This is a genomic window from Defluviimonas salinarum (genome assembly GCF_026013545.1).
GTDB classification, from domain to species: domain Bacteria; phylum Pseudomonadota; class Alphaproteobacteria; order Rhodobacterales; family Rhodobacteraceae; genus Albidovulum; species Albidovulum salinarum.
Genome location: NZ_JAPDOG010000031.1, coordinates 13,590 through 34,075, shown reverse-complemented (window position 1 = coordinate 34,075; position 20,486 = coordinate 13,590). Strand labels below are relative to the sequence as shown.

Here is a 20,486-nt window from a genome sequence, read left to right as displayed (position 1 = left end):
TGTTCCTTGCGATGAGATGATCACGCAACCGATGCCAGCGCCGGATCCCTATAGTTCTCCCCTTTCGTCAGCATGGCCCAGATCGCGCGGGCCATCTTGTTCGCAAGCGCGATCGCGACCAGCATCCTCGGTTTGCGAGCCTGCAAGCGCGACAGCCACGATCCCTCGGGGATGGATTGCCGCCCCATCCAGTTCAGACGTGACATTGCGCCAATGATCAACAGGCGCCGGATATCGCTTTGGCCTGCCTTTGAGATCCTGCCAAGCCGCACCTTGCCGCCCGAAGAGTGTTGCCGTGGCACGAGCCCCAGCCACGCGGCAAAGTCGCGCCCCCTTCGAAAGCTTTTGATGTCGGCAACAAACGCTGTGATCGCCAATGCGACCATCGGTCCGACACCCGGCATCGTCTGAAGCTGCTTTGCGACATCGGCAGATGCCATGAGTTCCTTGGCCTTCCGGGTCTTGGCGTCTATCTGAACTGTCTTGGCGGCGATTTCTGCGAGGAGGTCCCGGCATTCGTCCTGCACCAGCCCGGGCAGGTCGCAATGCGGTTCATCCAGGATCGCCGCAATACGCTTGACCTGATGGATACCCACGGGAATGACGTGGCCGTATTCATAGCAGATCGAGCGGATGGCATTCACCAAATCCGTGCGCTGGTGGACCAGGCGTTCGCGAGCCCGGAACAGCACGGCCATCGCCTGCTGCTCTTCGGACTTCGGCTCTACAAAACGCATTTCCGGTCTCTGCGCGGCGATCACGATCGCTTCGGCATCGGCGGCGTCATTCTTTTGGCGCTTCACGAAGGGGCGCACATACTGCGGTGCGATCATTTTCACCTCATGCCCCAGGCCGATCATCTCACGCGCCCAGTAATGGGCGCTGCCGGATGCTTCCATGACCACAATGGCCGGGAGATGATCCGCCATGAACTTGCGGAACTGTGCCCGCGACAGCTTCTTGCGAAAGCGCAACTCGCCAGCCATCGACGCTCCGTGGAGCTGGAACACATTCTTTGCCAGATCTACCCCGATCATCGTATCCTTCATTTGCCGTCCTCTCCGCTACGTGGCCTCGACACCACGACCTTGGCACATTGCGATGCCGTCAGGGGTGGGCGGCAACCATCCCATCTTGCGGTATTGGCGTCTGCGATGGGTGCCATGCTTGCGGGCCAGCCATTCGCCATCGCCCAGGAACTTGATCCCTGTGCTGTCTACCAACAGGTTCAGCGGACCCGGCGACCGGCGGCTCGAGATACCGACGGTGATGTTCTTCTGCCTGCGGCTCAGGGTCGAGAAGTCGGGGACCGGCCAATCCAGCCCGGCCATCTGGAGGATGCTGGACACCATCCCCGTCGTCTGCCGAAGCGGTAGGCCGAACAGCACCTTCACCATCAGGCAGAACTGTATCGCGGCATCGGAATATACCGGTGGCCGGCCTGAACACCCGGCCCTGGCGGCAAGCCACACCATGTCCTTGTCGAGCCAGATCAGCAATAATCCGCGACGCCTCAGCGCTTCATTGTAGGACTTCCAGTTCGTCGTGCGGTAGCGGGCAGGTTCGGGCTTGTTCATGCCGAACGTCTTAACCTACCGGATTCGCAACGTGAATCCTTCCGGCGCCGAGTTCTACAACAACGCCCATTACATCAGAATTATCGACTGCAAGTCATCGTGATGACCACAGGATCGACCACGCCATTGACGTTCGACAAGCCCGCGTGAGCGGGCACCTCTCGCAGTTCCCGGTTCGCTGCGAGAAACTGACAGGGGTGCCCGATCAGAATCTTGGGGATGAGGCCGGGCACCCCTGCCCGCGGGAAACCGGCGCCTGAATTTCGCCTCCCCGCTGCTTGGCACTACCCGGTCAAGCAGGCGCCAAGCACCCCCTCTCCGAATCCAGAGTACCCCCCGGCGCGGCGGTCTTCACAGCGATAACGGGGCGGAAGGTGTGCCCAAGTGTAGTAACACCGCCCCCCGACACCATCGGTGTTCCAAGGTGGGCCTGCAATGACCCACAAGGGAGAGCGGTCACGCCATCAGAGCCGGGGCTGGAGGAATCCCGGTCTTGGGTCACTCCGGCGCTCAGGCCGCCACCTGCTCGGCCCTCGGGTAACGCAGCGCCATCGTCGCCCCCCGCGCGACGTTGAGCACCATCAGCGCCGCCCAGAGCCCGTGATTGCCAAAGGCCCCCGGCAGGACCGCGAGCGCCACGCCATAGATCGCGACCGAGACCAGCATCGCGTTGCGCATCTCGCGCGACAGCGTCGCGCCGATGAAGATGCCGTCGAACATCCAGCTCGCGATGCCGATCACCGGCGCCAGCGCGATCCACGGCAGGAACGAGCGCGCGGCAAGCCGCACCTCGGGTTCCGTCGTCATCAGGTCGATGAGCCACGGCCCCGCGAGCCAGAAGCCCGCGCCGAGCGCCAGCGCTCCACCGATTCCCCACTGGCTCGTCACCACCGCGGCGCGGCGCACATGGGACGCGCGCCGCGCGCCCACCGCCTGGCCCACCAGCGTCTCGGCGGCGAAGGCGAAGCCGTCGAGCCCGTAGGCGGTGATCTCGAGGAACTGGAGCAGCACCTGGTTCGCCGCCAGCGTCACGTCGCCGAAGCCCGCGCCGAGAAAGACGAAGGTGGTGAAGGCCCCCTGCAGCACGACCGACCGCACCATGATGTCGCCGTTCACCTGCATCATCCGCGCCACCCGCACCCGGTCGAATACCCGGGCCCAGTCGCGCCACTGCCCGCCCGCGAACGCCCCCCGGCAGAGCCAGAGCCCGAGCCCGAGCCCGGTCCATTCCGCGATCAGCGTCGCCACCGCGACGCCCTCGACGCCCCAGCCGAAGCCAAGCACGAAGAGGAAATCGAGCCCGATGTTGAGCCCGTTCATCCAGAGCTGCAGCACCAGCACGCTGCGCGTGCGCTCGACCGCGATCAGCCAGCCGGTGACCGCATAGAGCGCGATCGTCGCCGGCGCTCCCCAGATCCGGATCGCGAGATAGGCGCGCGTCAGCCGCTCCACCTCCTCGGAGGCCGGCGCGAGCAGGAAAGCCGCGTGGAAGAGCGGCACCTGCAGCACCATGAAGGCGAACCCGCCCATGAGGCCGATCATGAGCGCCCGCATCAGGATCGCCCCGGTCTCGGCGGGGTCTTGCGCGCCGTGCGCCTGCGCGACGAGGCCCGAGGTGCCCATCCTCAGAAATCCGAATATCCAGTAGAGCGCCGCGAGCACCACGGCGCCCACGCCGACCGCGCCGATCGGCGCCGCCTCCCCCATCTGGCCGACCACCCCGGTATCGACCGCGCCCAGCAGCGGCACGGTCGCGTTCGACAGGACGATCGGCAGCGCGATCCTCAGGACCCGCCGGTGGGTGATCTCATCCATCCCCGCGGCCCGGCATCAGGAAATGCCCGGTCGCCTGCGCGAAGAGCCGCGAGCGGTTGTCCTGCCAGGCCTCGACATGGACCGAGGCATAGCGCCGCCCCGAGCGGTTCACCCGCGCCCGCGCATAGGCGTCGCGCGGCAGGCCGGTGCGCAGGTAGTCGACGGTGAAGTCGATGGTCTTCGGCAGCCGCGGCAGATGGCCGGGATCGAGCGTCTTGGGATCGAGCCGGCCGCTCTCCATCTCCTCCCAGATCAGCGACCACGAAAGTTCAATGATCGAGGCGACCTCGAGGAAAGCCGCCGTCGCCCCGCCATGCAGCGCGGGCAAGAGCGGATTGCCGATCAGCCGCTCGCCGAAGGGCAACACCGCGGTCAACTCGTCGCCGCGCCGCTCGAACTCGATGCCGAGAAACTGGATGAAGGGCACGCCGTGCACGATCGCCCGCAGGGCCGCGTCGCGGCGTTCCTTCACGACCTGCACGGGCTCGGGTTTCGGCCGCCGGGTCATGCCCTGCCCTCCGCGCGTTCTACGGTGAAGGCGCCGGTCGCGGTGGCGACCGGACGGCTCAGGTCCTCGTCATGGGCGGTGGCGCGGACGAAGGCGACGGTGCGGGTGATGTTGTAGCATTCCGCCCGCGCGGTGATGCGCTGGCCGGGCTTCGCCGGCCGCATGTAGTCGATCCTGAGGTCGATCGTCGCGGTGCCGCCGGGATTGGAGGGATGGCTCATCACCGCCGCCCCGCCGCAGGTGTCCATCAGCGCGGACACCGCGCCGCCGTGGATCACCCCCGTCTCCGGGTCGCCGACAATGCGCGCGTCATAGGGCATCGAGATCACCGCCACCCCGTCGCCGATCTCGTCGAGCACCATGCCGAGCGCGCGCGAGTAGGGGATCGCCTCGATGAACTGCCGCGCAAGCGCCTGCTTCTGCTCATTCATGCCGTCGTCCCCGCAAAGTTCCGCCGGCCGATTTATTGGCGCTTGCCAAATCCGTCGCAAGTGCTATCTTCCGCAATTGAGAATAATTCGCAATCGCAGGATACCATGCACAGCCCGGACGTGAACACTACCGCCCTGCCCGAAATCGGCCTCGCGCGCCTCGGTCAGTTCCGCCCGCGCCGCCTTCTGCTGGTGGCCGCGCTCGTCGCGCTTGCGCTGGCGCCGGGCGAACTCGGAGCGCTCACGCGCGGACTGATGCAGGATGCCTTCGTCCAGGTCTCGGCCTTCGTCGCGGCGACGCTTCTCCTCTTCTACGGGCTCGAGAAGCTCTTCCGCTTCGACATGGGCGTGGCGATGGGCAAGGCCAAGACGATGCAGGTACCGATCGCCGCCTTCCTCGGCGCGACGCCCGGCTGCGGCGGCGCGGTCGTGGTAGTGGCGGCCTATGCCTCGGGCAAGGTCTCCTTCGGTGCGGTGGTGGCGACGCTGACGGCGACGATGGGCGACGCGGCGTTCCTGCTGATCGCGACCCGGCCCGAAGCGGCGCTGGTGCTCCTGCCGATCCAGTTCACGGCCGGCATCCTCACCGGCTGGCTCATCGACCGCTACGTCGCCGTCGACTACCGCCCGCAGGGCGGGGCCTGCGAGATTGCGCCGCGGATCGGCCAGACCCGCCTGCGCGACTACGCCTATCTCGCCGCCGCAATCCCCGGCCTGATCGTCGGCGCCGCGCAGATCGGCCAGATCGAGATCACCCAGATCCTCGGCGTGCCGGTCGCGGTCTTCGCACTCGCCGGCGTCTTCACCGGCCTCGCGATCTGGACCATCTCGCCCGTGACCGCGATGACCAACCCGGCCGACCGCCCGGTGACCCGGATGGCCGAGGAAACCTCGTTCATCTCAGTCTGGGTGATCATCGCCTATCTCGCCTACGACTATGCCGCCGCCTATGCCGGGCTCGACCTCAAGGCGCTCTTCCAGTCGATCGCGCCGGTGCTGCCGCTGATCGGCGCCGCCATCGGCTTCATCCCCGGCTGCGGGCCGCAGGTTCTTGTCGCGACGCTGTACGTCAACGGTGCGATCCCGTTCTCGGCGCTTCTCGCCAACGCGATCTCGAACGACGGCGACGCGCTCTTCCCGGCGATCGCGCTCGCGCCCCGCGCGGCGATCATGGCCACCGTCTTCTCGACGATCCCGGCCCTGATCGTGGCCTACGGCCTTTACTTCTTCGCACCCGGCTTCCTCAACTGACCGGGCCTCTCATCCGAGTTGTCTGGCGGTTCTCCTGCGGCTAGGTTTCGCGCGAGGAGGACCGCCATGCCGGATGAGCTCTTGAGCTTCAAAGAGATGTGCGCGCGTTTCGACGTCACGCCCCGCACCTTGCGTTACTACGAATACATCGAGCTTCTGGCGCCGCAGAAGGACGGCCGGTCGCGCTTCTACACCCCGCGCGAGGTGGCGCGGATGACGCTGATCCTGCGCGGCCGCCGCTTCGGCTTCAGCCTCGAAGAAATCCGCCAGTGGCTCCTGCTCTACGACGCGAAGGGCACCGAGGAACAGTACCAGGTCTGGATCGACATGGCGGACCGCCAGCTCGGCGAACTCTCACGCCAGCGCGACGAGCTCGACGCCACCATCGCCGACCTCCGGGAGCTGCGCGACAGGACTGCCGACTCTCTGAAACGCTGATTTCACGTCCTTCGGCGGCCTAAGAAAATGTCCCTGACGCTGGGTCAATCATTAACGACATTACGTCACGAATTTTCTGACGCCACGTTACAGTGACGTGCGCGTAAGCTTCGCTTGTATGGTGTGGGCAACTGACCAATTTCCCGTAACATGACGCTACGACAATCATGGGACGGCGACTGATGACAGATACACTGATGACCATTCGCGAAATGTGCGAGACCTTCGATGTGACCCCGCGGACGCTTCGCTTCTACGAGGCGAAGGAGCTTCTCTACCCGATCCGCGACGGCCAGAAGCGGCTCTTCACCCGGCGCGACCGCGGCCGGCTCAAGCTGATCCTGCGCGGCAAGCGTTTCGGCTTCAGCCTCGAGGACATCCGCCAGCTTCTCGACCTCTACGACATGGACGACCAGCACCAGGTCCAGATCCGCGAAGTCGTCGCCCGCTCCCGCGAGCGGCTCGCCGAGATGCGGCGGCAGCGCGACGATCTCGACACGCTCATCTCCGAACTCGCCGAGATGATCGATATGGGCGACCGGCTGATGGCCGAGAAGGCAAAGACCTCCGAATAACAACCCTGAGAGAGACCCAACATGAGCTACACGGCGCCGACCCGCGACATGCAATTCGTCCTGAACGAGGTTCTGGAGGTCTCGTCGAGCGACGTGCCGGGCTACGGCGAGCTCGAGCCGGACTTCACCTCGGCGATCCTCGAAGAGGCGGGCAAGCTCGCCCGCGACGTGCTCGCGCCCCTGAACGCGAGCGGCGACCGCGAGGGCTGCCGGCTGGAAAACGGGGTCGTCTACACGCCCGAGGGCTTCAAGGCGGCGTTCGAGGCGATGAAGGCCGGCGGCTGGAACGGGCTCGACCTGCCCGAGGCCTATGGCGGGCAGAACCTGCCAACGATCATGTACACGGCCGTCGGCGAGATCTTCGTCTCCGCCAATATGGCCTTCAACATGTACCAGGGCCTGACCCACGGCGCGGTCGGCACGATCCTCGCCCACGGGACCGAGGCGCAGAAGGCGACCTATGCGCCGAAGATGATCAGCCTCGACTGGACCGGCACTATGAACCTGACCGAGCCGCATTGCGGCACCGATCTCGGCCAGATCCGCACGAAGGCCGAGCCGCAGGATGACGGCAGCTACCGGATCACCGGCCAGAAGATCTTCATCTCGGCGGGCGACCACGACATGGCCGAGAACGTCGTGCATCTCGTCCTCGCCAAGGCGCCGGGCGGCGGCGAGGGCACGCGCGGCATCTCGCTCTTCATCGTGCCGAAGTTCCTTGTGCACGAGGACGGCTCGCTCGGGCGGCGCAACGGCGTCTCGGTCGGCAAGATCGAGGAGAAGATGGGCATCCACGGCAACGCCACCTGCGTGATGAACTACGACGGTGCCGTGGGCTATCTCCTCGGCGAGCTGCACCGCGGCATGTCCGCGATGTTCACGATGATGAACGAGGCGCGGCTCGCGGTCGGCATCCAGGGCTACGCGGTGGCCGAGCCCGCCTACCAGGCCGCCGTCACCTATGCCAAGGAGCGGCTCCAAGGCCGTGCCGTGACCGGGGCCGAGAACCCCTCAGGTCCGGCCGACCCGCTGATCGTCCATCCCGACATCCGCCGCAACCTGATGGACCAGAAGAGCTTCCTCGAGGGCGCGCGCGCCTTCGTCCTCTGGGGCGCAGCGCTTCTCGACCGCGCCCACCGCTCCGACGACGCGGCAGCCGAGGGGCTGATCTCGCTCCTCACGCCGGTGATCAAGGGCTTTTTGACCGACAAGGGCTTCGAGGCCGCGGTGAACGCCCAGCAGATCTTCGGCGGCCACGGCTATATCGAGGAACAGGGCATGTCGCAGTTCGCCCGCGACGCCCGGATCACCATGATCTACGAAGGCGCGAACGGCGTGCAGGCGCTCGATCTCGTCGGCCGCAAGCTCGCGGCCGACGGCGGCAAGCCGGTGATGGCCTTCTTCGAGATTGTGAAGGGCTTCATCAAGGAGAACGAGGGCGACGAGGCGCTGAACGCCGACTTCCTCGAACCCCTGAAGGCCGCCTCCAAGGATCTCCAGGCCGCGGGCATGTATTTCATGGCCGAGGGCATGAAGAACCCCAATGCCGCGCTGTCCGGCTCCTACGACTTCATGCATCTCTTCGGCCATGTCTGCCTCGGCCTGATGTGGGCCCGCTCCGCGAAGGCGGCGCAGGCCGCGCTTGCGAACGCCGCCGCCGACCGCGCCTTCTACGAGACGAAGCTCGCGACCGGGCGCTACTACATGGCGCGCCAGCTGCCGCTGACCGCGACCCACCTCGCGCGGATCCGGTCGGGTGCCGAACCTGTGATGAGCCTGCCGGCGGAGGCGTTCTAAGCTTTCGCGGAAGACCTCGTGCACGACCGGGCGCCCGCCGGGGGCGGGCGCCTCCCACGCCGGAGACGAGAATGCCGAAACGCCTGCGCCTGACCCGCCGCTTCCCCGCCGCGATGACCAACGACGCCTACCGCAGGCTCACCCGCTTCGCGGCGGAAACCGGGCTGACGACCGACGAGGCGCTGACCTTCGTCTTCGAGCATTTCGCCAGCGTGACGGACCCCGAAACGCTCGGCCACCGTGTGCGGCTCTTCAAGGCCGGGCTTGATGAGCGGACGGCGTGAGGCGCGGGATGGAGAGGGTGGAATGGGTATTTGGACAATGAAGAAGCAGCAGGCGCGCCCCGGCTTCCCCGCCGGCCCGACCGATGCGGGTGCTTCTCGGGAAGACCGGGGCGACTTCTCCATTGGCGGTCATCGGCTCCCCAGCCTGTACCGCACGGAAAGGGTCGCCCGATTCTGGTTAACAAGCCGTTCTTCTTCATTGAGGAAATACCCCGCGGGGGTGTGGGGGCGCGAAGCCCCCACTCCCGCCGCCAGCCAAGGGAGCGCGGCATGACGGCGAAACTCCACTGCTTCGGCGAGAGCGGCAACGCCTACAAGGCGGCACTGACACTCGAGCTTTCGGGCTACGACTGGGAACCGGTCTTCGTCGATTTCTTCGACGGCGCGACCCGCAGCCCGGAGTTCCGCAAGCTCAACGTGATGGGCGAGGTGCCGGTCTTCGAGGAGGAGGGCACCGTGATCAGCCAATCCGGCGCGATCATGTACCACGCCGTGACCCGGACCGGCAGGTTCGGCGGCGCCGAAGGCGAGGCCGAAGAAGTGCTGCGCTGGGTGCTCTGGGACAATCACAAGATGTCCTCGCAGGCCGGCACGACCCGGTTCCTGATGAATTTCCTGCCCGAGGCGAAGCGCCCGAAGGAGGTCATCGACTTCCTGCAGGCGCGCCTGAAAAACGCCTACGCGACGCTCGACACCCATCTGAAGTCCCGCGACTGGATCGTCGGCGCGTGCCCGACCATCGCCGACATCTCGGCCTGCGGCTACCTCTATTACCCCGAGCCCTTCGGCTTTGACGCCAAGGACTGGCCCGAAATCGACCGCTGGCTGGGCAACATCTCCGCCCTGCCCGGCTGGAAACACCCCTATGACCTGATGCCCGGCAATCCCGCCGACCGGGCTCCGAACTGACCGGAGGACTTGATGACCGAAGCCTTTATCTACGACGCCGTCCGCAGCCCCCGCGGCAAGGGCCGCGCCGATGGCAGCCTGCACGAGGTGACCTCCGTCGCGCTCTCGGCGAGGATCCTGAACGCGGTGAAGGAGCGCAACGGGCTCGACGGCCACGCGGTCGAGGACGTGATCTGGGGCAATGTCACGCAGGTGGGCGAACAGGGCGGCTGCCTCGCGCGCTCCGCCGTCCTGCTCTCCGATCTCGACGAGCGCATTCCCGGCCTCGCCATCAACCGCTTCTGCGCCTCCGGCATGGAGGCGGTGAACCTCGCCGCCAACCAGGTGAAGGGCGGCGCCGGGTCTGCCTATATCGCCGGTGGGGTCGAGATGATGGGCCGCGTCGCGATGGGCTCGGACGGGGCGGCGATCGCCGTCGATCCGAGCCTCGCGATGAAGACCTATTTCGTGCCGCAGGGCATCTCGGCCGACATCATCGCGACCGAATACGGCTTCACCCGCGACGAGGCTGACGCCTTGGCCGTGGAATCCCAGAACCGCGCCGCGAAGGCCTGGGAGGAGAAGCGTTTCGCGAAGTCCATCGTGACGATCCGCGACCAGAACGGCCTGCCCATTCTCGACCATGACGAATACATGCGCCCCGGCACCGACATGCAGACCCTCGGCGCCCTCAAGGCCAGCTTCCGGGACATGGGCGAGGTCATGCCCGGCTTCGACAAGATCGCTCTGATGAAATATCCCCATCTGGAGCGGATCAACCACATCCACCACGCCGGCAACTCCTCCGGCATCGTCGACGGCGCGGCGGCCCTCCTCATCGGCAACAGGGAATTCGGCGCGGCGCACGGGCTGAAACCCCGCGCCCGGATCCGGGCCACCGCGAAGATCGGCACCGATCCGACGATCATGCTCACGGGTCCGGTGCCGGTGACGGAAAAGATCCTGAAGGACTCGGGCATGAAGGTCTCCGACATCGACCTTTTCGAGGTGAACGAGGCCTTCGCGTCGGTCGTCCTGCGCTTCATGCAGGCCTTCGACGTGGATGCGGGCAAGGTCAACGTCAACGGCGGCTCGATCGCGATGGGCCACCCCCTCGGCGCCACCGGCGCGATCATCATCGGCACGCTCCTCGACGAACTCGAACGCACAGGCAAAGGCACCGGGCTTGCCACGCTCTGCATCGCTTCCGGCATGGGCGCGGCCACCATCATCGAGCGGGTCTGACCGATGCCGGTGATCGACAAGACGACGGTTCCGGTCAAGACCGGCTCCATCTACCCCGAGCCCTATGCCAGCCAGATGGCTGGGCGCTCCTCGCTCCGCCTCGGTGACGCCGGCGGGCTGACGCAGTTCGGCGCGAACGAGGTGATCCTCGCGCCCGGCGCCCTCTCGTCTTTGCGCCACTGGCACCACCGCGAGGACGAGTTCGTGATGGTGACAGAAGGCGAATGCACGCTTGTGCAGGACGCGGGCGAAACCGTGATGCGCGTGGGCGACTGCGCGGCCTTCCCGGCCGGCGATCCGAACGGGCATCATTTCATTAACAGAAGCGGGGCAGAGGCACGGTTCCTCGTGATCGGCTCCCGCATGAACCCCGAAAAAGCCACCTACTCCGATGTCGATCTGGAAGTGGAGTTGAAGGACGGCAAGGCGACCTTCACCCACAAGGATGGCACGCCCTACCAGGGAGACAGAACATGAGCGACTTCACCTATTCCGTGGACGCCGACGGCGTCGCCACCCTCACCTGGGACGTGCCCGGCAAGTCGATGAACGTGATGACCCGCGAGGCCTTCGGGCTGGTCGACGAGATGGTCGACCGTGCGCTCTCCGACGACAAGGTCAGGGGCATCATCGTCACCTCCGGAAAGAAGGACTTCGCCGGCGGCATGGACCTTAACGTGCTCGCGAAGATCCGCGAAGAGTCGGGCGACGACCCCGCGCAGGCGCTTTTCGACTTCACCATGTCGGGCCACCATATCCTGCGAAAGCTCGAACGCGCGGGCATGGATCCCAAGACCCTGAAGGGCGGCAAGCCCGTGGTCTGCGCCATCCCCGGCACCTGCGCGGGGATCGGCACCGAGGTGGCGCTCGCCTGTCACCGCCGGATCATGGCGGACAATCCGAAGGCGAAGATCGGCCTGCCCGAGATCCTCGTCGGCCTCTTCCCCGGCGGCGGCGGCACCACCCGCTTTTCCCGCATGGTCGGCGCGATGGCGGCGGCACCGGTGCTCCTGGAAGGCAAGATGCTCGATCCGAAGAAGGCCAAGGCCTCCGGGCTGATCGACGAGGTCGTCGCGCCGGAAGACCTGCTCGCACGCGCGAAGGAATGGGTGCTCGCGGCGACCGATGCCGAGATCGTCAAGCCCTGGGACCAGAAGGGCTGGAAGATGCCGGGGGGTGCCCCCTACCACCCGGCGGGCTTCATGACCTTCGTCGGCGCGAGCGCGATGGTGCTCGGCAAGACGCAAGGCGTCTACCCCGCGGCCAAGGCGCTTCTGTCGGCGGTCTACGAGGGCGCGATGGTGCCCTTCGACACCGCGCTGAAGATCGAGGCGCGCTGGTTCACGCAAATCCTGATGAACCCCTCGTCGTCGGCCATGATCCGGTCGCTGTTCCTCAACAAGGAGGCCTTGGAGAAGGGCGCGAACCGGCCCGCCGTCGCGGACCAGAAGGTGGCGAAGGTCGGCGTGCTCGGCGCCGGCATGATGGGCGCGGGCATCGCCTATGTCTCGGCCAATGCCGGCATCGAGGTGGTGCTGATCGACGCGAGCCAGGAATCCGCCGACAGGGGCAAGGCCTATTCCGACGGGCTTCTCGACAAGGGCATGAAGCGGGGCAAGGTCACGGCGGAGAAGAAGGCAGAGGTGCTCGGCCGGATCACCGCCACCACCGACTATGCCGCGCTTGCCGGCTGCGACCTCATCGTCGAGGCGGTGTTCGAGGACATGGGCGTGAAGGCCGAGGTGACGGCGAAGGCCGAGGCGGTGATCCCCGAAGGCGCGGTCTTCGCCACCAACACCTCGACCCTGCCGATCACGGACCTCGCGAAGGCCTCGAAGCGGCCGGAGCAGTTCATCGGCATCCACTTCTTCTCTCCGGTCGACAAGATGATGCTGGTGGAGATCATCAAGGGCAAGGAGACCGGCGACGTCGCGGTGGCGAAGGCCCTCGATTTCGTGCGCCAGATCCGCAAGACCCCGATCGTCGTCAACGACGCGCGCTTCTTCTACGCCAACCGCTGCATCATTCCTTACATCAACGAGGGCATCCGCATGGTGGCCGAGGGGGTGGAGCCGGCGCTGGTGGAGAACGCGGCGAAGCTCCTCGGCTTCCCGCTCGGACCCTTGCAGCTTGTCGACGAGACCTCGATCGACCTTGGCGTGAAGATCGCCAAGGCGACAAAGGCGGCGATGGGCGCGGCCTACCCGGACAGCGCCGTCGACGAGGTTCTCTTCGCGATGGCCGACAAGGGGCGCCTCGGCCGCAAGGCGGGTGCCGGGTTCTATGCCTATGACGACAAGGGCGGCCGCACCGGGCTCTGGGAGGGTCTCGCCGAGAGCTGGCCGGTGTCCGGGGACCAGCCCGACCTGAGCGCGGTCCAGCACCGGCTGATGATGGCGCAGGTGCTGGAGGCGGTCCGGGCGCTGGAGGAAGGCGTGCTCGAGGACATCCGCGAGGGCGATGTCGGCGCGATCCTCGGCTGGGGCTTCGCGCCCTGGTCTGGCGGGCCGTTCTCCTGGCTCGACATGATCGGGGCGGAACGGGCGGTCGCGATCTGCGAGGGGCTCGAGGCGGCGCATGGCGCACGGTTCGCCGCCCCGAAGCTCCTGCGGGAATTGGCAGCGAAGGGCGAGGGCTTCTACGGGCGCTTCGGCTCAGAGGCCAAGGCGGCCTGAGGGGGCGAAGCCGGGGGTTTCACACCCCCGGACCCCCGTGGGGTAATTCCGCAATGAAGACGATCAGGCCGGGTCGAAGGCGTAGCCGAAGCGGCTGATGTCGGCGGCGCAGACCTCCGCGACCGTTCCGGCATCCGCGTCGCTGTAGTAGCGGCGCCAGTCCCGGGCGCGGTCCGACAAATTGGCGACGGCCAGCGGCGCGAGGCGGAAGCCGAGATGCGCCTCGAACGGGCGGATGTCCTCGTCGAGATGTTCGAGCCGGAGGAAAAGGTCGCAGCGTTCGCGGCCCGCCCCGGTCGTGACATAGCGCGCATAGGGGTGGCCGGCGAGCGCCGCGCGCGTTTCGGGAGCGTTCAGGAAGCCGCTGAAGTCGCGCCGTCGCGCGAGCGTCACGGCGGGATGGTCGAAGCTCTGGGCCTTCAGCCAGTGGTAATAGCTCACGACCCGGTCCCAGGGATTGCGCACGAGGGTGACGACGAAGAACGCGGCGATCTCCTCCGGGCGCGCCAGCCCCTCGATATCGGCGAGCGTCGCGTGCTTCCAGAGCCGCCCGGCGGTCTCGACGCCCTTCAGCCGGCGCCGGCGCTGCTTCGCCTTCGGCGTATCGCCCACGAGCACGTCGTCCTTCATCGCCCGGCTCTCGAGCGCGAGCGCCAGCGCCGTGCCGCCGGTCTTCGGGATGTGGATGAAGATGTAGCGGCGGCCGCGCGACAGGATCATGGCGCCGGAGGTTAGCGCCCCCGGAGCGCGATGATAAGGCCCGCCGCGAAGATCAGGCCGATCCCGGCCACCGCCCGCAGGTCGAGGACATCGCCCCAGAGCACGAAGGCCCAGAAGGCAGAGGCCGGCAGGATCACATATTCGAAGATCGCCACCCGGCTCGCCTCGGCGATCTGGTAGGCCTTGATCATCAGCCCGACGCCGATCAGCGATCCGGCCGCCTGCACGAAGGTCCAGAAGAGGAAATCCGGCGAGGGCCAGACCAGCCCGCGCAGGATGAACCCGTCCGCGCCCTCCGGCACCGCGGGCTGCCAGAGCGCCAGCACCGCACAGCCGACGAGGCCGAGGAGGCCGAGCATCGCGAAGAAGCCCAGAAGCAGCGTCTCCGCACTCTCGCCCTCGCACCATTGCCGCGTCGCGATATTGCCAAGCGCATAGAGCGCACCCGCCGCGATCGGCAGCACCGTCGCCAGGCCGATCGCACCGCCCTGCCCCGGCCCGAGCACGAGAATCGCCCCGGCGAAGCCGAGCACGACGCCGGCGACCCGGAACGGGCCGATCGGGATGCCGAAGGCGAAGCGCGAGATCAGGAGCGTGAAGATCGGCGCGGTGAAGAGCCCCGCCGCCACCGTCGCCACCGGCAGGAAGGCGAGGCAGCCGAAATAGATGAACATCGCGACCCCGTGGATCGCGCTGCGCAAGGCGACCGCCCCCGGTTTCCGAGGCCGGAGCCTCAGGCCAAGCGGCACCGCCACCAGCGCCACGATCGCGAAGGCCATCACGGTGCGGGTCGCGTGGAACTGCCAGAGCCCGGCCTCGCGCGCGATCACCTGGACGTAATTGTCGGTGTACCCGATCGCCAGCGCATAGCCGAGGATCGCGACCGCGGCGAGCAATGTGCGGTTGGTCTCGGGCATTATCGTCGCGGTCGCCATGGTCTCTCCGGATGTCGGTTCATGCTTCCCAACAATCTCAGCCATCGGCAATAATCGCGTCCGTTAGCGACACGGGACCGGTCGGGGAGGACCAAATGGGCTGGATGGCGGACGAAACCGGGCTGGAACGCAATGCGGCGAATTTCGTGCCGCTGACGCCGCTCTCCTTCCTCGAGCGGGCGGCGGATGTCTTCGCGGGCCATACCGCGCTGGTCTATGGGACCACCCGCCGCAGCTACGCCGAGTACCATGACCGGGTGAGCCGGCTCGCCTCGGCGCTCGCCAGGCGCGGCATCGCGCCGGGCGACGTTGTCGCCACGTTTCTGCCGAACGTGCCCGCGCAGGCCGAGGCGCATTTCGGCGTGCCCGCCGCGGGCGCCGTCCTCAACACGATCAACACCCGGCTCGATGCCGACACGGTCGGCTACATCTTCGGCCACGGCCAGGCGAAGCTCGCGCTCGTCGACACCGCTTTCCTGCCGCTCGCCGAGGAGGCGGTCGCGCTGATGGAGGGGCCGGCGCCCGAGATCATCGAGGTTCCCGATCCGCACGCCGGCCATCCGGCAAGCGGCCGCTACACCGAGTACGAGGCGCTCCTCGCCACGGGCGACGCCTCGGCGCCGTGGAAGATGCCCGAGGACGAATGGGAGAGCCTCGCGCTCAACTACACCTCCGGCACGACCGGGCGGCCGAAGGGTGTGGTCTACCACCACCGCGGCGCCTACCTGCTCTCGATGGGCACGGCGGTGAGCTGGAAGGTCGGCATCCATCCGGTCTACCTCACCATCGTGCCGCTCTTTCACTGCAACGGCTGGTGCCACACCTGGATGATGCCGACCGTCGGCGGCACGGTGGTCTGCTGCCGCGACATCACCGCGAAGAACATCTACGACGCGATCGCCGACGAGGGCGTCACCCATTTCGGCGGCGCGCCGATCGTGCTCAACTCGATCATCAACGCGAAGGACGGCGACCGCCGCAACTTCGACCACGTGGTCGAGGTCTACACCGCCGGCGCGCCCCCTCCCGCCGCGACCCTCGCCGCGATCGAGCCCTTGGGCTTCCGCGTCACCCAGGTCTATGGCCTGACCGAAACCTACGGCCATGTCACCGAATGCATCTGGCGCGACGACTGGGACGCGCTGCCGCAGGAGGAGCGCGCGGCGATCAAGGCCCGCACCGGGGTCCTGATGCCGATGATGGAGGACATCACCGTCCACGACGAGAAGGGCCATCCGGTGCCGCGCGACGGCCAGACCGTGGGCGAGATCGCGATCCGCGGCAACGCCGTGATGAAGGGCTACTACCGCAACCCCAAGGCCACGGCGGAGGCGTTCAAGGGCGGCTTCTTCCGCTCCGGCGACATCGCCTTCCAGCACGAGGACGGCTATATCAAGATCACCGACCGCGCCAAGGACATCATCATCTCGGGCGGCGAGAATGTCTCCTCGGTCGAGGTCGAGGGCGCGCTGATGCACCATCCCGCGGTGTCGCTCTGCGCCGTGGTGGCGAAACCGGACGACAAATGGGGCGAGGTGCCTTGCGCCTTCGTCGAGCTGAAGGAGGGGCGCGAGGCGACCGAGGCCGACCTCATCGCCTTCGTCCGCACCCGGCTCGCCGGCTTCAAGACCCCGAAGAAGATCGTCTTCTGCGACCTGCCCAAGACCTCGACCGGCAAGGTCCAGAAGTTCGAACTCCGCGCCCGCGCGAAAGACCTCTGACCGCGCACCACACTTCATCTTGCCCGAAATATCCTCGGGGGGCGCGGGGGGGGCAGACAGCCCCCCGCCGCCGAACACCCGCGCGCCCGCTCCCCAATTGTTCGCCCCCCGCCGATCGGTTATCCTCGCCCCGAACGAGGCAGCGAGCAGGCCCGCCCCGCCCATGACGGCGCTCAAGGAATATCAGCGGCTGGAATGCACCGGCCTGTGGCGCGACGCCGCCGACGGGCAAAGGCGCGAGGTCATCGTGTCCTTCGGCGACGCGACGCTGGTGATCTCCGAGACCCGCAGCGCCCGCGCGCTCACCCACTGGTCGCTGCCCGCCACCCACCGCCGCAATCCAGGCCGCCGCCCCGCGATCTACAGCCCCGGCCCCGACGCCGGAGAAGAGCTCGAGATCGATGACGAGGCGATGATCGCCGCGATCTCCAAGGTCCACCGCCTGATCGCGGCGCGCCGCCCGCATCCCGGAAGACTTCGCGGCATCCTCCTTGGCGCGCTCCTCGTCGCGGTCCTCGCGCTCGGCCTCGCCTGGATGCCGCAGGCGCTGATTCGCCACACCGCCGAGGCGCTCCCCTTTTCCAAGCGCCAGGAGATCGGCCGCGCGGCTCTCGCCGACCTCACGCGGCTCACCGGCCCGGCCTGCGCCGCGCCCGAGGGGCGCGCCGCGCTCCAGCGGCTGCGCAACCACCTCGTCGGCGCCTCGGGCGACGTGATCGTCGTGCCCGACGCGCTCGGCCGCGCGGCGCACCTGCCCGGCGGCCTGATTCTCATAGCCCGGCCGCTGATCGAGGCGCAGGACACACCCGAACCCGCCGCCGGCGCGATTCTCGCGGAAAGCCAGCGCCTCCTCGCCGACGACCCGATGATCGACCTTCTTGACCACGCCGGGCTGCGGGCGACGCTGGCGCTGCTCACCACGGGCGACCTGCCCGCGGGCGCGCTCGCGGGCTACGGCGAACGCCTGCTGGCCCGCGTGCCCGCGCCGGTCACGGACCAGGGGCTCCTGAAGCGCTTCGCGGCGGCGGGCCTGCCCGCCACGCCCTATGCCTACATGCTCGACCCGAGCGGCGAGAGCGTGCTCGGCCTCATCGAGGCCGATCCGTTCCGCAAGATCGCCCCGCCCGGCCCGATCCTGTCGGACAGCGACTGGGTCGCGCTTCAGGGAATCTGCGCCAACTAGGGGCGCGGGAAGGCGTCGCTGAAACCCGCCCTGCGCACCGCTTGCAGCGCAGCGGCCAGCGCGCCGGGGTCATCGAACGGCCCGGCAAGCACGGTATTTATCTTCCGTCCCCTCGCGCGCTCCTCGACCACGGCCGCACCAAAGCCGAGCTCGAAAAGCTTGGCCGCCGCGCGATCGACCCGCGGCATTCCGACGAAGGCGCCCACCTGAATGTAGCGTCCGCCCGCCGCCTCCGCGCGCGAGAGCGATGCGACCTCCCCAACCCGGACCTCCGGCTCTGCGACAGCGGCCGGTTCCGGCTCGGCGACGGCGGCCGGTTCCGGCTCGACCGGCTCCGCCACAGCGGGCGGCGGGGCCTCAGCCGGCTCGGCAACCTGCGGCTCGGCAACCTGCGGCTCGGGCGTCTCGGCCTCCGGCGCCTCGATCTCGGGCGCCACGGCCTCAGGCGTTTTCGCCGTCAGCAGCTCCGCCGGGGGACCATCGGGAAAGGTCGGCTCATCGCCGCAGATCGGCGTGCGGTCGCGCGCGAGCCGGGGCTTCCATGCCACCGTCCCGCCGGCGTCTTCCCGCAGGAAGACGCAGCCCGCCGTGTCGACGTAGCGGTGCCCTTCAAAGCCCGCCGGCGGCTCCTCCGACGGAGCGTACGGCTCCGTGCCCGATTGCGCAATGGCGCCGCCCGCCGTGAAGAACGTCACAAGAGCGGTCGCCAAGACCTGCCTTTTTACCTGCATTGCCCGCCTCGGTTCTTGGTCCCGGCAGGATGCCAAAGGCCACCGGAAACGTAAAGGAGAAAGCCCTATCTGGTGCCGAACATGCGGTCTCCCGCATCCCCTAGCCCGGGCACGATATAGCCGTGTTCGTTCAGCCGCTCATCCACCGCCGCCGTCACGATCGGCACATCCGGATGCGCCTCCTTCATCCGGGCGATGCCCTCGGGTGCCGCCAGAAGACACATGAAACGGATATTGTTCGCCCCCGATTTCTTCAACAGATCCACCGCCGCCGCCGAGGAATTGCCGGTCGCGAGCATCGGGTCGAGCACGATCACCAGCCGGTCCTCCAGCTCGGCCGGCACCTTGTAGTAATACTGCACCGGCTGCAGCGTCTTCTCGTCGCGGTAAAGCCCGACGAACCCCACCCGCGCTGCCGGGATGAGCTCAAGCACCCCGTCGAGAAGTCCGTTCCCGGCCCTGAGGATCGAGATCAGCGCGAGCTTCTTGCCGGTGATCACCGGCGCGTCCATCGCGCAGAGCGGCGTCTCGATCCGCTTCGTCCCCATCTCCATCTCGCGGGTGATCTCGTAGGCCAGGAGCTGGCTGATCTCGCGCAGGAGCCGGCGGAAGGAATTGGTCGAGGTCTCCTTTTCGCGCATGATCGTCAGCTTGTGCTGGACGAGCGGATGGGTGACGACGGTCAGATGCTCAAGCATGCGCTTTCTCCAGTTTCTTCAGTATGTTTTCGCGCGTTTTCTCATCGCAGAACGCGGCCTTGGCCGAGGTTTTCGCGATCTCGTCGAAGACGCCCTCGTCCCAGTCGAAAGCCGTGGCCAGACGGTCGTATTCGCGCGCCATCGTGGTGTGGAAAAAGGGCGGGTCATCGGTCGAGACCGTCACCTTGACGCCCCGCTCGCGCAACTCGTGGATCGGATGGGACCGCCAGTCCTGATAGAGACCGAGCGCGATGTTCGACCCCGGGCAGACCTCGAGCACGATGCCCCGCTCGGCCAGCTCGTCGACGAGCGCCAGATCCTCGATGGCGCGGACGCCGTGGCCGATCCGCTCCACCCGCAAGTCACGCAGCGCGTCTCGGACGCTCTCCGGCCCGCCCCATTCGCCGGCATGGGCGGTAAGCCGCAAACCGGCTTCGCGCGCCGCATCAAAAGCCCAAGAGAAGTCCTTGGGTTTGCCTGATTTTTCGTCACCGGCTAGCCCGAAGCCGACAACCCAGTCGCCCGCCGTCTCGGCGGCGCAGAGAGCCACCTCCTTGGCCTTCTCCGGGCCGAGATGCCGGATCGGCGTGACGATGCCCCTGAGCACGATCCCGTCACGCCGTTCCGCGAGGTCCGCAGCTTCGCGGATCGCGTGGAGGAATTCCCGCCAGGCCGAGAGATCGCGGCCGCCGCAGAAGTCGGGGCTGAGGAAGGTTTCCGAATAGATCACGCCCGCCGCCGCGCTTTCCTCGAGCACCGCGAGCGTCAGCCGGTGGTAATCCTCCGGCGTCTTCAGGGGCTCGGTTGCCGCCTCGTAGACCTTCAGGAAGTGCCAGAAGTCGTCATAGGCATAGTTGCCGCGTTCGTCGAAGATGCGCGCGATATCGACCTTCTTCTCGGCGGCGAGGCCGCGGATAAAGCCGGGCGGGGCGGCGCCTTCGAGATGCAGGTGCAGTTCGACCTTGGGCAGCAGGCCACTCATACGCGCGCCCCGTTTCGGTAAGACGTCTGTAC

General features: G+C 67.3%; 20 protein-coding genes and 1 pseudogene. 11 read left to right on the top strand and 10 right to left on the bottom strand.

Annotation, left to right across the window (positions count from 1 at the left end; genetic code table 11):
- Positions 1-20: 20 nt before the first annotated feature.
- The 5 genes and pseudogenes from OM960_RS21550 to OM960_RS21530 form a co-directional block, all read right to left on the bottom strand.
- Positions 21-1,049, bottom strand: coding sequence for an IS110 family RNA-guided transposase (locus OM960_RS21550; protein WP_264773412.1), 1,029 nt, complete (start codon positions 1,047-1,049; stop codon positions 21-23).
- Positions 1,050-1,130: 81 nt separating this feature from the next.
- Positions 1,131-1,577: pseudogene (locus OM960_RS21545) on the bottom strand (IS5 family transposase); the annotation flags it as partial.
- A 510-nt stretch (positions 1,578-2,087) separates the two neighbouring features.
- Positions 2,088-3,392 (bottom strand): MATE family efflux transporter, encoded by a 1,305-nt coding sequence (locus OM960_RS21540; RefSeq protein ID WP_263340289.1) that lies wholly within the window; start codon positions 3,390-3,392, stop codon positions 2,088-2,090.
- Positions 3,385-3,900 carry a PaaI family thioesterase gene (locus OM960_RS21535; protein WP_263340286.1) on the bottom strand — a complete coding sequence of 172 codons (516 nt, stop codon included), beginning with the start codon at positions 3,898-3,900 and terminating at the stop codon, positions 3,385-3,387. The genes OM960_RS21540 and OM960_RS21535 overlap by 8 nt, the downstream gene beginning before the upstream one ends.
- Positions 3,897-4,331 carry a PaaI family thioesterase gene (locus tag OM960_RS21530; RefSeq protein ID WP_264773410.1) on the bottom strand — a complete coding sequence of 145 codons (435 nt, stop codon included), beginning with the start codon at positions 4,329-4,331 and terminating at the stop codon, positions 3,897-3,899. Before OM960_RS21530 ends, OM960_RS21535 begins: the two co-directional genes overlap by 4 nt.
- 105 nt (positions 4,332-4,436) lie before the next feature.
- Between OM960_RS21530 and OM960_RS21525 the strand changes: the two genes are divergently transcribed.
- The 9 genes from OM960_RS21525 (at position 4,437) to OM960_RS21485 (ending at position 13,484) form a co-directional block, all read left to right on the top strand.
- A complete protein-coding gene (locus OM960_RS21525) occupies positions 4,437-5,582 on the top strand; it encodes a putative manganese transporter (RefSeq protein WP_264773409.1) in 1,146 nt (381 codons plus the stop codon).
- A 66-nt stretch (positions 5,583-5,648) separates the two neighbouring features.
- The gene (locus OM960_RS21520) at positions 5,649-6,020 is read left to right on the top strand and encodes a MerR family transcriptional regulator (protein WP_263340278.1); all 372 of its coding nucleotides are present in this window, start codon (positions 5,649-5,651) and stop codon (positions 6,018-6,020) included.
- Between the two features lie 182 nt (positions 6,021-6,202).
- Positions 6,203-6,595 (top strand): MerR family transcriptional regulator, encoded by a 393-nt coding sequence (locus OM960_RS21515; RefSeq protein WP_263340276.1) that lies wholly within the window; start codon positions 6,203-6,205, stop codon positions 6,593-6,595.
- 21 nt (positions 6,596-6,616) lie between these two features.
- The gene (locus OM960_RS21510) at positions 6,617-8,392 is read left to right on the top strand and encodes an acyl-CoA dehydrogenase C-terminal domain-containing protein (RefSeq protein ID WP_264773407.1); all 1,776 of its coding nucleotides are present in this window, start codon (positions 6,617-6,619) and stop codon (positions 8,390-8,392) included.
- Between the two features lie 71 nt (positions 8,393-8,463).
- A complete protein-coding gene (locus OM960_RS21505; RefSeq protein WP_264773406.1) occupies positions 8,464-8,676 on the top strand; it encodes a hypothetical protein in 213 nt (70 codons plus the stop codon).
- A gap of 270 nt (positions 8,677-8,946) precedes the next feature.
- On the top strand, positions 8,947-9,585 hold the full coding sequence (locus OM960_RS21500) for a glutathione S-transferase family protein (protein ID WP_264773405.1): 639 nt from the start codon (positions 8,947-8,949) through the stop codon (positions 9,583-9,585).
- Between the two features lie 12 nt (positions 9,586-9,597).
- Positions 9,598-10,809: an acetyl-CoA C-acetyltransferase gene (locus OM960_RS21495; protein ID WP_264773404.1), complete on the top strand. Its 1,212-nt coding sequence runs from the start codon at positions 9,598-9,600 to the stop codon at positions 10,807-10,809.
- Positions 10,810-10,812: 3 nt separating this feature from the next.
- On the top strand, positions 10,813-11,286 hold the full coding sequence (locus tag OM960_RS21490) for a cupin domain-containing protein (RefSeq protein ID WP_263340263.1): 474 nt from the start codon (positions 10,813-10,815) through the stop codon (positions 11,284-11,286).
- The gene (locus OM960_RS21485) at positions 11,283-13,484 is read left to right on the top strand and encodes a 3-hydroxyacyl-CoA dehydrogenase NAD-binding domain-containing protein (protein ID WP_264773403.1); all 2,202 of its coding nucleotides are present in this window, start codon (positions 11,283-11,285) and stop codon (positions 13,482-13,484) included. The genes OM960_RS21490 and OM960_RS21485 overlap by 4 nt, the downstream gene beginning before the upstream one ends.
- Positions 13,485-13,547: 63 nt before the next feature.
- Here OM960_RS21485 and OM960_RS21480 read toward each other — a convergent pair whose 3' ends face one another.
- Both OM960_RS21480 and OM960_RS21475 read right to left on the bottom strand, forming a co-directional pair.
- Positions 13,548-14,204, bottom strand: a complete 657-nt coding sequence (locus tag OM960_RS21480; RefSeq protein ID WP_264773402.1) for a sulfotransferase family protein — start codon at positions 14,202-14,204, stop codon at positions 13,548-13,550.
- Between the two features lie 11 nt (positions 14,205-14,215).
- Positions 14,216-15,139 (bottom strand): DMT family transporter, encoded by a 924-nt coding sequence (locus OM960_RS21475; RefSeq protein WP_264773401.1) that lies wholly within the window; start codon positions 15,137-15,139, stop codon positions 14,216-14,218.
- A gap of 95 nt (positions 15,140-15,234) precedes the next feature.
- Between OM960_RS21475 and OM960_RS21470 the strand changes: the two genes are divergently transcribed.
- Both OM960_RS21470 and OM960_RS21465 read left to right on the top strand, forming a co-directional pair.
- Positions 15,235-16,860 carry an AMP-binding protein gene (locus OM960_RS21470; protein WP_264773400.1) on the top strand — a complete coding sequence of 542 codons (1,626 nt, stop codon included), beginning with the start codon at positions 15,235-15,237 and terminating at the stop codon, positions 16,858-16,860.
- A 163-nt stretch (positions 16,861-17,023) separates the two neighbouring features.
- Complete coding sequence (locus OM960_RS21465) at positions 17,024-18,043, top strand: hypothetical protein (RefSeq protein WP_264773399.1); 1,020 nt, start codon at positions 17,024-17,026, stop codon at positions 18,041-18,043.
- On the opposite strand, the gene OM960_RS21460 is transcribed toward OM960_RS21465, so the two are convergent.
- From OM960_RS21460 to OM960_RS21450, 3 genes are all read right to left on the bottom strand, one after another.
- Positions 18,040-18,753, bottom strand: coding sequence for an SPOR domain-containing protein (locus OM960_RS21460; protein WP_264773397.1), 714 nt, complete (start codon positions 18,751-18,753; stop codon positions 18,040-18,042). The two genes, OM960_RS21465 and OM960_RS21460, sit on opposite strands and share 4 nt — an antisense overlap.
- A gap of 86 nt (positions 18,754-18,839) precedes the next feature.
- The gene (gene upp, locus OM960_RS21455) at positions 18,840-19,472 is read right to left on the bottom strand and encodes a uracil phosphoribosyltransferase (protein WP_263340245.1); all 633 of its coding nucleotides are present in this window, start codon (positions 19,470-19,472) and stop codon (positions 18,840-18,842) included.
- Complete coding sequence (locus OM960_RS21450; RefSeq protein ID WP_264773396.1) at positions 19,465-20,454, bottom strand: adenosine deaminase; 990 nt, start codon at positions 20,452-20,454, stop codon at positions 19,465-19,467. Before OM960_RS21450 ends, upp begins: the two co-directional genes overlap by 8 nt.
- Positions 20,455-20,486: the final 32 nt, after the last annotated feature.

What these genes read in the sequence shown, in the direction of transcription:
- OM960_RS21550 (WP_264773412.1), bottom strand. Translation starts at nt 1,049, where the DNA reads ATGAAGGATACGATGATCGGGGTAGATCTGGCAAAGAATGTGTTCCAG.
- OM960_RS21540 (WP_263340289.1), bottom strand. Translation starts at nt 3,392, where the DNA reads ATGGATGAGATCACCCACCGGCGGGTCCTGAGGATCGCGCTGCCGATC.
- OM960_RS21535 (WP_263340286.1), bottom strand. Translation starts at nt 3,900, where the DNA reads ATGACCCGGCGGCCGAAACCCGAGCCCGTGCAGGTCGTGAAGGAACGC.
- OM960_RS21530 (WP_264773410.1), bottom strand. Translation starts at nt 4,331, where the DNA reads ATGAATGAGCAGAAGCAGGCGCTTGCGCGGCAGTTCATCGAGGCGATC.
- OM960_RS21525 (WP_264773409.1), top strand. Translation starts at nt 4,437, where the DNA reads ATGCACAGCCCGGACGTGAACACTACCGCCCTGCCCGAAATCGGCCTC.
- OM960_RS21520 (WP_263340278.1), top strand. Translation starts at nt 5,649, where the DNA reads ATGCCGGATGAGCTCTTGAGCTTCAAAGAGATGTGCGCGCGTTTCGAC.
- OM960_RS21515 (WP_263340276.1), top strand. Translation starts at nt 6,203, where the DNA reads ATGACAGATACACTGATGACCATTCGCGAAATGTGCGAGACCTTCGAT.
- OM960_RS21510 (WP_264773407.1), top strand. Translation starts at nt 6,617, where the DNA reads ATGAGCTACACGGCGCCGACCCGCGACATGCAATTCGTCCTGAACGAG.
- OM960_RS21505 (WP_264773406.1), top strand. Translation starts at nt 8,464, where the DNA reads ATGCCGAAACGCCTGCGCCTGACCCGCCGCTTCCCCGCCGCGATGACC.
- OM960_RS21500 (WP_264773405.1), top strand. Translation starts at nt 8,947, where the DNA reads ATGACGGCGAAACTCCACTGCTTCGGCGAGAGCGGCAACGCCTACAAG.
- OM960_RS21495 (WP_264773404.1), top strand. Translation starts at nt 9,598, where the DNA reads ATGACCGAAGCCTTTATCTACGACGCCGTCCGCAGCCCCCGCGGCAAG.
- OM960_RS21490 (WP_263340263.1), top strand. Translation starts at nt 10,813, where the DNA reads ATGCCGGTGATCGACAAGACGACGGTTCCGGTCAAGACCGGCTCCATC.
- OM960_RS21485 (WP_264773403.1), top strand. Translation starts at nt 11,283, where the DNA reads ATGAGCGACTTCACCTATTCCGTGGACGCCGACGGCGTCGCCACCCTC.
- OM960_RS21480 (WP_264773402.1), bottom strand. Translation starts at nt 14,204, where the DNA reads ATGATCCTGTCGCGCGGCCGCCGCTACATCTTCATCCACATCCCGAAG.
- OM960_RS21475 (WP_264773401.1), bottom strand. Translation starts at nt 15,139, where the DNA reads ATGGCGACCGCGACGATAATGCCCGAGACCAACCGCACATTGCTCGCC.
- OM960_RS21470 (WP_264773400.1), top strand. Translation starts at nt 15,235, where the DNA reads ATGGGCTGGATGGCGGACGAAACCGGGCTGGAACGCAATGCGGCGAAT.
- OM960_RS21465 (WP_264773399.1), top strand. Translation starts at nt 17,024, where the DNA reads ATGACGGCGCTCAAGGAATATCAGCGGCTGGAATGCACCGGCCTGTGG.
- upp (WP_263340245.1), bottom strand. Translation starts at nt 19,472, where the DNA reads ATGCTTGAGCATCTGACCGTCGTCACCCATCCGCTCGTCCAGCACAAG.
- OM960_RS21450 (WP_264773396.1), bottom strand. Translation starts at nt 20,454, where the DNA reads ATGAGTGGCCTGCTGCCCAAGGTCGAACTGCACCTGCATCTCGAAGGC.